This window comes from Mesorhizobium sp. 131-3-5 (assembly GCF_016756575.1).
Lineage (GTDB): Bacteria > Pseudomonadota > Alphaproteobacteria > Rhizobiales > Rhizobiaceae > Mesorhizobium > Mesorhizobium jarvisii.
Genome location: NZ_AP023254.1, coordinates 3,490,683 through 3,504,064 on the forward strand (window position 1 = coordinate 3,490,683; position 13,382 = coordinate 3,504,064).

General features: G+C 63.3%; 11 protein-coding genes and 1 other RNA gene. 7 read left to right on the forward strand and 5 right to left on the reverse strand.

The features are described 5' to 3' along the window. Nucleotides 1-85 precede the first annotated feature (85 nt). The gene (locus tag JG747_RS17095; RefSeq protein WP_202359663.1) at nt 86-886 is read right to left on the reverse strand and encodes a glycoside hydrolase family 25 protein; all 801 of its coding nucleotides are present in this window, start codon (nt 884-886) and stop codon (nt 86-88) included. A 288-nt stretch (nt 887-1,174) separates the two neighbouring features. Between JG747_RS17095 and JG747_RS17100 the strand changes: the two genes are divergently transcribed. Continuing rightward, nucleotides 1,175-2,554, forward strand: coding sequence for a serine hydrolase domain-containing protein (locus JG747_RS17100; RefSeq protein WP_202359664.1), 1,380 nt, complete (start codon nt 1,175-1,177; stop codon nt 2,552-2,554). On the opposite strand, the gene JG747_RS17105 is transcribed toward JG747_RS17100, so the two are convergent. From JG747_RS17105 to JG747_RS17115, 3 genes are read right to left on the reverse strand one after another with little or no spacing between them, the layout of a single operon-like run. Beyond that, a complete protein-coding gene (locus JG747_RS17105) occupies nt 2,555-3,238 on the reverse strand; it encodes a class I SAM-dependent methyltransferase (RefSeq protein WP_202359665.1) in 684 nt (227 codons plus the stop codon). It abuts the gene before it with no gap. Continuing rightward, nucleotides 3,235-4,533 carry a DUF3419 family protein gene (locus JG747_RS17110; protein WP_064983792.1) on the reverse strand — a complete coding sequence of 433 codons (1,299 nt, stop codon included), beginning with the start codon at nt 4,531-4,533 and terminating at the stop codon, nt 3,235-3,237. Before JG747_RS17110 ends, JG747_RS17105 begins: the two co-directional genes overlap by 4 nt. A gap of 32 nt (nt 4,534-4,565) precedes the next feature. Further along, nucleotides 4,566-8,198, reverse strand: a complete 3,633-nt coding sequence (locus tag JG747_RS17115; RefSeq protein WP_202362307.1) for a hydantoinase B/oxoprolinase family protein — start codon at nt 8,196-8,198, stop codon at nt 4,566-4,568. Nucleotides 8,199-8,379: 181 nt separating this feature from the next. On the opposite strand from JG747_RS17115, the gene JG747_RS17120 reads away from it, so the two are divergent. From JG747_RS17120 to JG747_RS17145, 6 genes are all read left to right on the forward strand, one after another. Beyond that, complete coding sequence (locus tag JG747_RS17120; RefSeq protein WP_019859105.1) at nt 8,380-8,592, forward strand: hypothetical protein; 213 nt, start codon at nt 8,380-8,382, stop codon at nt 8,590-8,592. 164 nt (nt 8,593-8,756) lie between these two features. After that, nucleotides 8,757-9,476 carry a J domain-containing protein gene (locus tag JG747_RS17125; protein WP_027047025.1) on the forward strand — a complete coding sequence of 240 codons (720 nt, stop codon included), beginning with the start codon at nt 8,757-8,759 and terminating at the stop codon, nt 9,474-9,476. After that, a complete protein-coding gene (locus JG747_RS17130; RefSeq protein ID WP_019859103.1) occupies nt 9,473-10,228 on the forward strand; it encodes a peptidoglycan recognition protein family protein in 756 nt (251 codons plus the stop codon). The genes JG747_RS17125 and JG747_RS17130 overlap by 4 nt, the downstream gene beginning before the upstream one ends. A 211-nt stretch (nt 10,229-10,439) precedes the next feature. Further along, on the forward strand, nt 10,440-11,144 hold the full coding sequence (locus tag JG747_RS17135) for a lytic transglycosylase domain-containing protein (protein ID WP_027047024.1): 705 nt from the start codon (nt 10,440-10,442) through the stop codon (nt 11,142-11,144). A gap of 77 nt (nt 11,145-11,221) precedes the next feature. After that, nucleotides 11,222-11,621, forward strand: an RNA gene (gene rnpB / locus JG747_RS17140) — RNase P RNA component class A. Between the two features lie 126 nt (nt 11,622-11,747). Beyond that, entirely contained in the window at nt 11,748-12,023 is a 276-nt protein-coding gene (locus tag JG747_RS17145; RefSeq protein WP_064983797.1) for a type II toxin-antitoxin system ParD family antitoxin, read from the forward strand. Nucleotides 12,024-12,195: 172 nt separating this feature from the next. Here the strand turns inward: JG747_RS17145 and JG747_RS17150 are convergent, their stop codons facing one another. Further along, nucleotides 12,196-13,311, reverse strand: a complete 1,116-nt coding sequence (locus tag JG747_RS17150; protein ID WP_202359666.1) for a cystathionine gamma-lyase — start codon at nt 13,309-13,311, stop codon at nt 12,196-12,198. Nucleotides 13,312-13,382: the final 71 nt, after the last annotated feature.

A 13,382-nucleotide genomic window follows, 5' to 3' on the forward strand; every position in this document is an offset into this window, starting at 1 on the left:
TTGGCTGGAAACCCAATGCCCCGGATTACCGGCGGTTGCACTCTTTACCGCTGGCTGTGTCGAAAAGCAGGCGGCAGGCCCGGTGTCAACGGGTGTTCTGCCGCAACCACTTATTCCATGCGGCTTCCGAGCCGTTGAAGGCGTTGATGTCTGATTTGCCGGTCATGCCGGGAACGATGCCGGTTCCGGTGTATTGCCAGAAGGTGAAGGGGTGGCTGCCGTATTTTTCGCGCGGGTGGCCGGCGACCGAGCGCAGCCAGTAGGGGTAGCCGCGGAAGCTCGACAGCTCGTTGTCGTCGAAGAAGTCGACAGAGGTGTAGATGATCGGCTTCTTGCCGTAATGGCGCTCGACGATCTGGAGGAAGGTGGTCATCTCCGCGCGCACCGTGGCGGCGTCGGGACGCAGCCGGCAGGTCGGCGATTTCGGGTTCCATTCCATGTCGAGAACCGGCGGCATGGCGGAGCGGTCGACGGGAACGTTCTGGATGAACCAGCGCGCCTGCTGGGCAGCCGGAGTGCAGAAATAGAAGAAATGATAGGCCGCGCGCGGAACGCCGGCGGCTTTCGTGCGCGCCCAGTGCTCGTTGAAATACTCGTCGAAGCGGTCGCCGCCTTCGGTGGCCTTGATGAAGGCGAAGGAAATGCCGCTCGCCTTGGCGGTCGGCCAGTCAACCGAGGTCTGGTATTTGGAGACATCGGTGCCGTGAACGGCATAGTTCCACGGCGCGCCGCTGTCCCATTCATGCGGCTTGGAATCCTCGAAGCGCGGCGCGCGTACGGCGACCGTCGGGCTGCTGGACCCGGAGGGCGACAGCGGCGACAGATCGTCCACGGTCGAGCAGGCGCCAAGCAGCGTCAGCATGAAAAGGGCCGCGAGACGGCGCATCACAACTTCCAAGCCGGAAACAGCCGGTCGCTGATGGGTCTGTGAACCGATGGCCGACGATTGGTCGAGCCCCTCCGGGCGATCGCCCCACAGCATCGCCCAGTCTATCCCTTTTTGTTCATGTCGTGGTCCCAAAACCGCAGCGCACTTTTGGGCGACATGCCTCCTGTGATCGCCGATCATGGTTGAGAATCCGTTGACGGCGCTCGACAAGTGCCCTGATTTTGCGGAAGCAATGGCGGCAATTCGATGACATAAGGGTCCGGCGAAAGTCCGGGAGGAAGCGGAATGCGGTTCGTCGTCAAGATCGTCAGATGGCTGCTTGGCCTGATCGTTATGGCGGTCGCCGGGCTGTTTGCCTGGCTCTACATCGCGCCGCCAGAACTGATCCGCGTCGGTTCCGGCTATTCGGCCAAGATCGTCTGCTCCAACGTCTTTATTGCCGGGCGCGATGCCAACGAAGTGCTTGCCGTCGACGTGCAGGCGCCCGGCCACCCGCTGCTGCGGCTGATGCGGGTCTCGGTCGACAAGAACCGGGGCACCGTTTCGGCGGGCCTGCTGGGCTTCCTCGGCAAGAGCGAGGCGGTGTCCCGCGATGGGCTGGGCTGCGCCTCGATCCCCGACGGCGATGTCGGCAAGGCGCGGCGCACGACGGTCCATGTCGAGCCTTCGCCAACCAGCCAGGATACGCTGTGGCCCGAAGGCGAGCGGGTCGAGGCATCGCAGGATCCGGTGATTGCCAAGCTGCTCGACGATGCGGCGCTGACCGGTTCGGGCATGCGCGCGGTGGTCGTGGTCAAGAACGGCCGCGTCGTCGCCGAGCGCTATGGCGACGGCTTTTCGGCCAAGACACCGCTGCTCGGCTGGTCGATGACCAAGACGGTGAATGCCGCCATCGTCGGCACGCTGGTCAAGGACGGCAAGATGGCCGTCGACAACAAGGGCCTGTTCGCGCCGTGGAAGGCGGACGGCCGCGCGGCGATCAGCCTTGCCGACATGATGGCGATGTCGAGCGGTCTGGAGTTCAACGAGGACTATGGCGACGTCGCCGACGTAACGCGCATGCTCTATCTCGAGCCCGACATGGCGGGCTTTGCCGAATCAAAGCCGCTGGCAGGCGAGGTCGGCAAGGTGTTCTCCTATTCGAGCGGCACGGCGGTGATGCTGTCGCGGCTCTGGCAGGACGCGATCGGCGACAAGGCGAAGGCGCTGACATGGCCGCGCATGGCGCTGTTCGGGCCGCTCGGCATGCACAGCGCCGTGCTTGAAACCGACGAGCAGGGCACCTTCGTCGGTTCGTCCTATCTCTACGCCACGGCGCATGACTGGGCGCGCTTCGGCCAGTTCCTGCTGCAGGGCGGCGTGTGGAACGGCAACCAGGTCCTGCCGACGGGCTTCGTCGACTGGATGCGCGAGCCGGCGCCTGCCTCGAAAGTCTACGGCAAGGGCCAGTTGTGGATCGAAGCGCCGGGCGATGAGGAAAATCCCGGGGCCGGCGTCGCGGCAGGCCTGCCCAAGGACACCTATTGGATGGAGGGGCATGACGGCCAGACCGTAGCGATCATTCCGTCGGAGCAGCTGGTGATCGTGCGGCTGGGGCTGACACCGGCCAAGGTCGGTTATCGCCCACAGACGATGGTGGGGGCGCTGGTGAAGGCGCTGCATTAGCTAGTTGCGCGGTCCAATCACGCCAAACCAGGCATAACCGCGATAAAGCGTGCAAAAACGGAAGGTTGCGCCGGTTCGCCGAGATTCCGATTCCAGAACTTCGCGCAGCGATTCACGCGGCGTGACGTGGAATTTTCTGAGCCAACCGCGCAGCAAGGTCCGGAACCAGCCCGGCAGGCCTTCCTGCTGGCCGAAATCGACGATGTGCAGCGAGCCGTCGGGGGATAGCGCGGCGAGTGCCGCCGACACCGTCTTTTCCCAGCCTGGGATCATCGACAGCGAATAGGAGACGAAGACCCGGTCGAAGCGCTCGATGCCGTAAAGGGAGCCCGCATCGAAATCGGTGGCGTCGCCTCTTGCCAGCGTGACGCGGCCGGACAGGCCTTCGCGGTCGATCGCCTTGCCGGCCGTCTCCAGCATCTCGGCCGAGATATCGAGGCCGAAGAAGCGGGCATCAGGATAGCGACGGGCGGCCAGGATGATGTTGCGACCGGTGCCGCAGCCGAGTTCCAGCACGGTGCCGCCTTGTGGCACCTCAAGCCCATCGATCAGCCGGTCGCGGCCGAGCAGATAGTATTTGCGGGTCAGGTCGTAGATGTGGCGCTGCCAGTGGTAGACCCCGTCCATCAGCTCGGCATGATTGGCCTTGAATGCCGGGCTGACCGGCAGCTCGGTCGTGCTCATGCGGCGCGCTTCACGTAGAGGTGGAAGCCGCCATAAATGGCGGAGCGGTCGCGGGTCGAGAATTCGCGTGAGGCCTCGTCCTGATAGTCCCACTGGTCGAGCAGCGAGGTCGAGACGCGGCCCGGCAGCAGGCTGGGCTCGGCGGCGGTGCGGAAGATGACGCGAGCGCCTGCGGAGGCGGTGCGGCTGATTTCCGACCACAGCGCGTTGAGCTGGTCATCGGTCATCCAGTCCTGCGCATCGAGCAGGATGAAGCGGTCGACGGTGCCCGCGTCCTTGCCGGCGAGGAACTCGATCAGATTGGCATGGTGGATGGCGACGCGGTCGATATTGCCGCGAATGGTGTCGTAGTTCTGCTTTTCCAGATAGGCGGGCAGGGCGGCCTCACCGGGATTTGGATAGCGGCGGGCAAAGGCCTGCCAGGCGAAATAATTATTTTCCAGGGGAAAATCGCAGGCGAGCTTTTCCAACCGGGCCTTCAGAACGCTGGCCATCGTGCCGTCGCCCGATGTGATCAGCGAATCGTACTGCGCCGGCGGAATGCCGAGGCCAAACAGCGAAGCCTTGCGCGAGGTCGCCCATTTCAAGAGCTTCTTGTCGAAGACCGGGGCCAGTTCCTCGTTGAAGAAGCGGCGCTGCTCGGCGATATTCCCAGCTTCCATCATGCGGGCCGGATTGACGCCGAAGAACTTCGCCGTGCGGTGGCCCATGGCGATGAACAGGCCGAGCAGGCCGGTCTGGTAGAAATTGCGGTCGAAAACACCGATGCGGCGGCGACCACGCCAGTTGCAGCGTTCCCAATAGTGGCGGCTGACCGGATCGAGATGCGGCGCGATGAAACGGTCATAGGCTTGCGAATTGTGGCTGGTGTCGGCGGCGCCGAAGAAGCGGAACAGGTCGCCCTGCGATGGCAGACGGCGCACCGCCTCCAGCTTCATACGGTTCAGCGCGATATGGGCGGCGTTGAGGTCGACGGCGTCGATCCGTGCCGGCGATCGGGTGAGGTAGGCCAGGATGTTGCAGCCGCCGGAAGCGATGGTGACGATGCGATGGCCCTCACCAAGCTGCATGGCCTCCATGTCGACATCGGGGTCTTCCCAGATCTGCGGATAGACGAGGCCGGAGAACAGGAAGGCGAACAGCCGCTCGGAGATGCCGGCTTTGGAAAGCGCGCGGTTCTGGTAGACGGCCTTTCCAACTTCCTTGCCGCGGCGAAAAACCAGATCCGAGGAGACGTCCGTCATGGCAAAGTGATTCCCCATTTGCTTTGCCGCAAGCGGGTAGCGCAGCGTCATGACAGGCCGGTGACAGCCTGTTGACGTGTTCTTTACAGCTTGCCAAAGCCCCCCGGCGTCGGCGTCATCAGGATCACTGCATCGCCGGCCTCGAGCACGGTCTGATCGCAGGCCTTCAGCATCTCGATCGCCCCGTCCTTGCGGCGGATCTTGGTCGAGCCGACCTCGCCGTCGCCGCCGCCGTCCAGCCCCTGCGGTGGGCGGTTGCGGTGCGAGGACAGGATCGCGCATTCCATCTTCTCGAGAAAGCGGATGCTGCGTTTGGTGCCATCGCCGGCGCTCCATTTACCCTTGCCGCCGGATCCCTTACGGATGTGGAAATCCTCCAGCACCACGGGAAAGCGCAGTTCCAGCACTTCGGGATCGGTGAGGCGAGAATTGGTCATGTGGGTGTGCACGCCGGAGGTGCCGGCAAAGCCGCGGCCGGAGTTCATATGGCCGGCCGGTGAGCCGGAGCAGATCGTCTCGTAATACTGGTACTTCTTGTTGCCGAAGGTCAGGTTGTTCATCGTCCCCTGCGCATTGGCCATCGCGCCCATGGCGCCGAACAGCGCGTTGGTGACGTGCTGCGAGGTCTCGACATTGCCGGCAACGACGGCGGCGGGATAGGCGGGCTTCAGCATGCAACCGTCGGGAATGACGATGTTGATGGGCCGCAGACACCCGGCATTCATCGGGATCATGTCCTCGACCATGACACGGAAGGCATAGAGGACCGCGGCGCGGGCCACCGGCTCCGGCGCGTTGAAATTGTTCTTCATGACAGGCGATGTGCCAGTGAAGTCGACCGTCGCTTCGCGCTTTTGCCGGTCGACCGATATCTTCACCTTGATCACCTGGCCGGTGTCCGTGGGATATTCATAGGCCGATGTGTCGGGCAACCGTTCGATCACCCGCCGCACGCTCTCGGCCGCATTGTCCTGGACGTGGCCCATATAGGCCTCGACGACATTGAGGCCGAAATGCGCGACCATCTTGCGCAGTTCGGCGACGCCTTTCTCATTGGCGGCGATCTGCGCCTTGAGGTCGGCAATGTTCTGGTGCGGGTTGCGGGCCGGGTAACGATGGTCGGTGAGCAGCGCATGCAGCTCTTTTTCGCGGAATTTGCCGCGGTCGACGATGCGGAAATTGTCGAACAGCACGCCTTCCTCGTCGACCGTGGTGGCGAGCGGCGTCATCGAGCCGGGGGCGGTGCCGCCTATATCGGCGTGGTGGCCGCGCGAGGCCGCCCAGAACAGGATCTCTTTCTGCGCGTCGTCGAACACCGGCGTCACCACGGTAATGTCGGGCAGATGCGTGCCGCCATTGTACGGTGCGTTCAAGGCAAAGACGTCGCCCGGGTGGATGTCGCCGGAGTTCAGCCGGATGATGGTTTCGACCGAGCGGTCCATCGAGCCCAGATGCACCGGCATGTGCGGCGCGTTGGCGACCAGCGCCCCTGTATGGTCGAAGACGGCGCAGGAGAAATCCAGCCTTTCCTTGATGTTGACGGAATAGGCGGTGTTCTGCAGCGTGACACCCATCTGCTCGGCGATCGACATGAACAGGTTGTTGAAGACTTCGAGCATGACCGGATCGGCTGATGTGCCGAGGGCGGCGGCGCGCGCCTTCTTTTCCGTGCGGCGGATCACGACATGGTTGAGGTTGGTGATTTCGGCCTGCCAGCCCGGTTCGACGACAATGGTCTGGTTCGGTTCGATGATAAGGGCGGGGCCGGCCACCAGATTCGATGGGCGCAGGTTCTCACGACGATGGATGCCGGCTTCATGCCACCGGCCCTCGGTGTAGATGCGCCGCGTTCCGGAAGCGCCGGCTTCAATCCGTGCGGGTCCGGCGGGCGCATAGGCCTCGGCGCTGCTGTCGCCGATTTCGCTGCCTTCGACGCCAACCGTCTCGACGATCATCGGCTTGTCGTCAAAGACGAAGCCGAATTGCGCCTTGTGGGCGATTTCGAAGTCGCGCTTTGCCTGGAAAATCGAGTCGCTTTCGAAATTCACCGGCAGTGTCGTGTCGGTGCCGTCATAGCGGATGTGCAGGACGGGCTTGGCGGCAACCGTGTCCTCGGCGATGCCTTGCGCGGCCAATTCGGCGATCACGGCCTTTTTCAAGGTGGCGATGAGGCCGGCGATCTCTGTTCGGGACTCCTCGGCAAGCGGTTTGAGCAATGCCTGCTGGCGCGAGGCAAAGACCGATGCCAGGCCGATGCCATAGGCCGAAAGCAGGCCGGAGAAGGGGTGGATCAGCACCGCTTCCATGCCGAGCGCATCGGCGACCAGGCATGCGTGCTGGCCGCCGGCCCCGCCGAAGCAGTTGAGCAGATACTCGGTGACGTCGTAGCCGCGCTGCACGGAAATCTTCTTGATGGCGTTGGCCATGTTCTCGACGGCGATGGTAACGAAGCCTTCGGCAACCGCTTCCGGCGAGCGGCCGTCACTGATCTGGTCGGCCAGGGCCGCGAATCTTGAGCGCACGGTTTCGACATCGAGCTGCTGGTCCTGGCCGCGGCCGAAGATCGCCGGAAAGAAATCGGGCTGCAATTTGCCGAGCATCACATTGGCGTCGGTGACGGCGAGCGGACCGCCGCGCCGGTAGGCGGCGGGGCCGGGATTGGCGCCCGCTGAATCGGGCCCTGCGCGAAAACGGCCAGCCTCGTAATGCAGCACCGAGCCGCCGCCGGCGGCGACGGTGTGGATGCGCATCATCGGCGCGCGGACGCGCACGCCGGCGACTTCGGTATCGAAAGCGCGCCCGTACTCGCCATCATAGTGGGCAACGTCGGTGGAGGTGCCGCCCATGTCGAAGCCGATGACCTTGCCGAAGCCCGCGAGCTTGGCCGTCTCGACCATGCCGACGACGCCGCCGGCCGGACCCGACAACAGTGCGTCCTTGCCCTGGAACATGTCGGCGGCGGTGAGGCCACCCGACGACATCATGAACATCAGGCGAGGGGACTGGTCGCCGTCTCTCGCCGCGCCCAGTTCTCCCGCCACCCTTTGCACATAGCGTGACAGGATGGGCGAGAGATAGGCGTCGACCACGGTGGTGTCGCCGCGGCCGACCAGCTTGATCAGCGGCGAGACCTCATGGCTGACCGAGACTTGGGCGAAGCCGATCTTGCGGCAGACCTTTGCCACCGCCTTCTCATGATCGGGGTATTTCCAGGCATGCATGAAGACAATGGCGACGGCATCGATGCCGTCGGCCTTCGCCTGCTCGATCGCCGGCCGGCAAGCGGCGATGTCGAGCAGTTGTTCGACGCAGCCGTCGGCGAGCACGCGCTCGTCGATCTCGATGACGCGTTCATAGAGCTGCTCGGGAAGGATGATCTCCTTGGCGAAGATGTCGGGCCGCGCCTGGTAGGCGATCCTCAGCGCATCGCGAAACCCCTTGGTGATGAGCAGGAGCACGCGGTCGCCCTTGCGCTCCAGGAGCGCGTTGGTGGCGACCGTGGTGCCCATCTTGATGTCGCCGATCAGCCCGGACGGGATCGCGGCGCCAGGATCAACGCCGAGCAGGTCGCGGATGCCCTGGATGGCCGCATCGGCATAGGCTTCGGGATTCTCTGATAGAAGCTTGCGCGGATGCAGCCCCCCTTGCGGATCACGGCCGATGACATCCGTGAAGGTGCCGCCCCTGTCGATCCAGAAATCCCATTTCGCGGCCATGGCGGCTGTCTCCGGCATTTTTCGTTTTCAGCTTTCGTTGTTAATGTGCCAATGCGCCGGCAGCAACGCATCCCGTTGATGTTACACGCGGAAACGCAACGTTACGAAACTCATGGCCGTGTCGCGCATTTCCTCTTCGACCGTTCACCGCAACGTGAGCGTGTGTTGAAGGAGAGATATTATGAAAAAGCTCATTCTGGCTTCCGTGTCCGCCCTTGCCCTGCTGGGCGTCGCGGCTTGCAGCGACAGCGGCAAGGGCACTGACACCACCACAACGCAGAGCACCAATCCGCCGGCTGCTGAGCAGCCGATGAAGCCTGCGGCTCCGGCCGACAATTCGACCAAGCCTGCCGAGCCGGCTCCGGCAACGCCTGCTCCTGCGCCCGCGCAGTAGTTTGTAAAGCAGTAAGAGTGTCTTGGGAGGAAGGGCCGGCGTCTCGCCGGCCTTTTCTTGCAAAGGCAACCACCTGGACCGACCAAGGAGCCCCTGGTTCACGGACCCGGCAGCGGCCGTTATTGGCTTGATAGCGGGGACCGGTTGGTTCTATGAAGCGGGCCATGTCGATTTGGGACCGCCTCGGCGAGTTTATCACACGGGTATCGTCTTCAGCCTCGTCGGGCGTTGCCGATGTCGTGGAGGCCGTGCGCACGGTTTTTTCCGGCGATGCGGACCTGCGCCGCCGCGTCGCCTTTTCCGTGGCGATGATCGCGCTCTCGGCCAAGATGGCCAAGGCAGACGGCATCGTCACCCAGGATGAGGTGCGCGCCTTCCAGGAAATATTCGAAGTGCCGCCGAAGGAGACGCGCAACGTTGCGCGGCTGTTCGATCTCGCCCAGCGGGACGTGGCTGGTTTCGAAACCTATGCCGAGCGCATGGCGCAGTTGTGCGGTTCCGGGCATTCCAATTGCGTGATGCTGGAAGACATACTCGACGGCCTGTTCCACATCGCCAAGGCCGATGGGCTGGTGCATGAACGCGAAGGCATCTTCCTGCACCGTATCGCCGAGATCTTCCGCATCGACGAGGCCCATTACGAGTCGATCCTGGCCCGGCACGTCAATCTTGGCGCCGGCGACCCCTATGTCGTGCTCGGCATCGAGCGCGGCAAGCCGTTCGAGGAGGTCAGGAAGCGTTACCGCAAGCTGGTCTCCGACAACCATCCCGACCGGCTGATCGCGCGTGGCCTGCCGCAGGAATTCATCAAGATCGCCACGACCAGGGTCGCGGCGATCAACGCCGCCTATGAGATGATCGAGCGGGGCCTGCGGCACGTATGAGCGGCTTCCTGCCCGACGAGCCGAGCGCCGAGGTCAGGGTGTCGCCGAATTTCGGGCCACGGCGCGATACGCTGAAACCCGACATGATCGTGCTGCACTATACTGGCATGCCCACGGGGGCCGGAGCGGAAGCCTGGCTGTGCGATCCGGCGAGCGAGGTTTCATCGCACTATCTCGTCCACGCGAGTGGCCACATCGTGCAGATGGTGCGGGAAAGCGACCGCGCCTGGCACGCCGGCAAGAGTTCCTGGTTCGGACGCACCGATATCAATTCCTGCTCGGTGGGCATCGAGATCGTCAATCCTGGCCATTCGCTGGGCTATCCCGGGTTCCCTCGGCGCCAGATCGAGGCGGTGATCGGCCTGTGCAATGGAATTACGGCGCGGCATGCGATCCCCGCCATGCGGGTGCTGGCGCATTCCGACGTGGCACCCGGCCGCAAGATCGATCCGGGCGAGAAGTTTCCTTGGGCCGCCCTGTTTGCGGCCGGTGTCGGCCATCTTGTGCCTGCTGCACCCATCAGGCGCGGGACCGCGCTGAAGCCCGGCGACAGCGGTGCCGATGTCGAGGCGTTGCAGTCTATGCTGACGCTCTATGGCTATGGTGTCGAGATATCGGGTGTTTTCGACCATCAGACGCGGATTGTCGTCGAGGCCTTCCAACGGCATTTCCGGCCCCGTCTGGTCGACGGGCTGGCCGATGGCTCGACCATGCGCACGCTGCAGAAGTTGCTTGCCTCGGTGAGCGGCTAACCCAGGGCAGGGCGCCGCCCAAGTAATCTTTTTCCCCTGTCAGGTTACAAACTGTTCACTCAAAGTGACTTGCCCCGCCTTCATTGGCGCCAATTCGGGCCTCAAAGGGCAATTCGTACAGTTTGTCGGACCTCTAGCCCCCCGGATGTTCCGCTATTAATCAAGCAGCGCCACGCGAACATCTTCGCGTGGTCCAGCAGAACAGGATCACATGCAGAAATTGACCGTTGTAACGGCAGCTCTTGCTGCCGGCGTAGTGACTTTTGCCTTCAGCGCGGCCGATGCCGCGACATGGAGCCCCCGGGCCGATCAGGGCCTCGTCGCGGTGACCAAGGGCAAGGCCATTTCAGCCAAAAGCAGCAGGAGCCTGAAGGCAACGGCGAAGCACGCTTCCGCCAAGGTGGAAAAAGCCAGCTGGACCAAGGCGAAGAAATCCTCCGCCAAAAGGCAGACGAAGCGTGGCCGCAAGACCGTCGACATGACGACAACGGCATCGATCGGTCTCAGGAATGTCGCTGCGTCGACGGCAGCGGTGGCCAGCAGCGGCCAGTATTCCGCTATCGTTGCCCGCTACGCGGCAAGCTACGGCGTTCCGGTATCGCTGGCCAATGCCGTCATCACGATCGAGAGCAACTATCGGCCGAACATGGTCGGCAGCGCCGGCGAGATCGGCCTGATGCAGATCAAGCCGGCGACGGCGCGGATGATGGGCTACAACGGTTCGGCCAAGGGCCTGTTCGATCCCGACACCAACATCAAATACGGCATGAAGTATCTCGCTTTGGCGCAGAACCTTGGCGGTGGCACGACTTGTGGCACGATCCTGAAATACAATGCCGGCCATGCCGCGACGCGGATGAACCCAGTTTCGGCCGCCTATTGCAGCAAGGTCAAGGTTCAGATGGCCGCGCTTTGATAGCAAGTTGCGAGAGCCGGCGGACAAGCCGGCTTTTTCATTTGCGTTTTCCCGGCTGAACCCCTTTATACGCCTTGCCAGCTGGCTGGGCGGCCGCACTCGCAAACGCCGAAAGGCCGCGAGTGAGGAAAGTCCGGGCTCCATGGAGACACGGTGCCGGTTAATGACCGGCGGGGGCGACCCCAGGGAAAGTGCCACAGAAAGCAAACCGCCACGACTTTGTCGGGGTAAGGGTGAAAGGGTGGGGTAAGAGCCCACCGCGCGACTGGCAACAGGAGCGGCACGGTAAACCCCACCGGGAGCAAAACCGAATAGGGGCGGTGCGAGGGGAAACCCTCGAGGGCTGTTTCCGGCTCACCGTCCGGGTAGGTTGCGTGAGGCGTATGGCAACATGCGCCCAAGATGAATGGCCGCCACGTTCTCGTCCCGCAAGGGGCGAGGGCCATACAGAACCCGGCTTACAGGCCAGCTGGCAGTTTCGTCCTCGAAGAGAAATCCTTTTGAGATCAGCAGGTTGCGCCCTCGGGCGCGCCTGTCGATTCAAGTCTTTTCAGCTATTTGCAAGCAAGTCGGCAATCGGCCAATGGCATCGGGAGCCTATCCATGGGGCAAGTCGACAAACGCAGCATCACGCTGTCGCCGGAACTGGCGCAAGCGGTGGACGATGTCGTTGCCGCCGGCGAATATGCTTCGGCGAGCGAGGTGATCCGCGAGGCGCTGCGGCAGTGGAAGGACCGTCGCGATCTCTTCGGCTATACGGTTGAGGAACTGCGCAGGTTGGTGCAGGAAGGGATCGACAGCGGGCCGGGACGATTTGCATCGATGGATGAAATCAAGGCCGAGGCACGGAGACGCTTGCGATCTGACGACGCGGCATGAATTTTCTGCCTATCGTTCGGAACGCACGTGCTGAAGATGATCTGACCGCGATCTGGCTTCATAATGTGCGCGACAACTAGGCCGCAGCCGATCGGCTGCTCGACCGCTTCGAGGCGCGGTGGCACGGCCATCGCAACATCGAGGCCGACGACCTAGGTTCGTGACCAGTCCGTCAGGCGCCGATCCCGTCCAGCGACGTCTCAATGGCCTTCCAGAGCTCTTCCACCGGTTCGCAGCCGACTGACAGGCGTACAAAGCCGGGCGGTACCGCATCGCCTCGCTTCGAGCGTCGTTCGGCCGAAGTGTGGACGCCGCCGAAGGAGGTCGCAGCCTCTATCAATGGGCAATTGTTGATGAAATCCTCGGCTTTGTCCTCCGAGGCGAGTTCGAAGGAGATGAGGAAGCCGAAGCGCTCCATCTGGGCGCGGGCAAGGTTGTGCGACGGGTCGCCGTTCAGGCCGGGAAAACGCAGGCCGCGCACCGCGCGATGTTCCTTCAACCGCTGCGCGATCGTTTCGGCGGACGAGCACATGCGGTCGAAGCGCACCTCCAGTGTTTCGAGGCCGCGATGCACCAGCCAGGCCTCGAACGGCCCGGGAATGCCGCCGGCCATTGCGCGCCAGTCCGTCACCTTGGATATGATGTCGGCGTCGCGGCTGGCGACGTGGCCGAACAGCACATCCGAATGGCCGTTGACCGCCTTGGTGTCGGCGGAGACGACGATGTCGGCGCCGAAGTCGAGCGGACGCTGGCCGAATGGCGTCATCGTCGTGTTGTCGACGACAAGGATCCCGCCTTGTTCGTGGACAGCCTTGGCGATCGTCGCGATGTCGCAGATATCCAGCCGTGGATTGGACGGGGTTTCCACGAAGACCAGCGAATAGCCTTTGAAACCGCCGTCAAGGAAGGTCGGCGTCGGCCTGGTATCGCAGGTGATGCCGAGCGGCTTCAGGAAGCGTTCGGCCATCGCGCGCGTCGCGTGATAGCCGTCCGCCGGCAGGAGCACGCGATCGCCCGATTTCAGGAGCGCGAAAAACACCGAGGAAATCGCGCCCATTCCAGAGGGAAAACTCACGCATTGCGCGTCTTCCAAATGGCCGAGCACATGTTCCACGGCGCGCCAGGTTGGATTGTCGTAGCGGCCATATTGATCGACCCCGGTCTCTACGCCCGGCGTGTGAAAGATCGAAGCCATGGTCAACGGCAAGGGGACGGGATCGCCACTGGCGAAATCGCGGCTGCGCAAATGGGACAGTTCGGCGGCGCGTGACTTTGCCGTCTCGGACATGAGCTCGATCCTTGCTTTTTGGGCGGAAGACGTCGCTCGACGCTATGCGCGCGGGTGATCGGCGGCAAGCC

Excerpts from the sequence above, each read along its gene's own strand:
- JG747_RS17095 (WP_202359663.1), bottom strand. The coding sequence starts at position 886 with ATGCGCCGTCTCGCGGCCCTTTTCATGCTGACGCTGCTTGGCGCCTGC.
- JG747_RS17100 (WP_202359664.1), top strand. The coding sequence starts at position 1,175 with ATGCGGTTCGTCGTCAAGATCGTCAGATGGCTGCTTGGCCTGATCGTT.
- JG747_RS17105 (WP_202359665.1), bottom strand. The coding sequence starts at position 3,238 with ATGAGCACGACCGAGCTGCCGGTCAGCCCGGCATTCAAGGCCAATCAT.
- JG747_RS17110 (WP_064983792.1), bottom strand. The coding sequence starts at position 4,533 with ATGACGCTGCGCTACCCGCTTGCGGCAAAGCAAATGGGGAATCACTTT.
- JG747_RS17115 (WP_202362307.1), bottom strand. The coding sequence starts at position 8,198 with ATGGCCGCGAAATGGGATTTCTGGATCGACAGGGGCGGCACCTTCACG.
- JG747_RS17120 (WP_019859105.1), top strand. The coding sequence starts at position 8,380 with ATGAAAAAGCTCATTCTGGCTTCCGTGTCCGCCCTTGCCCTGCTGGGC.
- JG747_RS17125 (WP_027047025.1), top strand. The coding sequence starts at position 8,757 with ATGTCGATTTGGGACCGCCTCGGCGAGTTTATCACACGGGTATCGTCT.
- JG747_RS17130 (WP_019859103.1), top strand. The coding sequence starts at position 9,473 with ATGAGCGGCTTCCTGCCCGACGAGCCGAGCGCCGAGGTCAGGGTGTCG.
- JG747_RS17135 (WP_027047024.1), top strand. The coding sequence starts at position 10,440 with ATGCAGAAATTGACCGTTGTAACGGCAGCTCTTGCTGCCGGCGTAGTG.
- JG747_RS17145 (WP_064983797.1), top strand. The coding sequence starts at position 11,748 with ATGGGGCAAGTCGACAAACGCAGCATCACGCTGTCGCCGGAACTGGCG.
- JG747_RS17150 (WP_202359666.1), bottom strand. The coding sequence starts at position 13,311 with ATGTCCGAGACGGCAAAGTCACGCGCCGCCGAACTGTCCCATTTGCGC.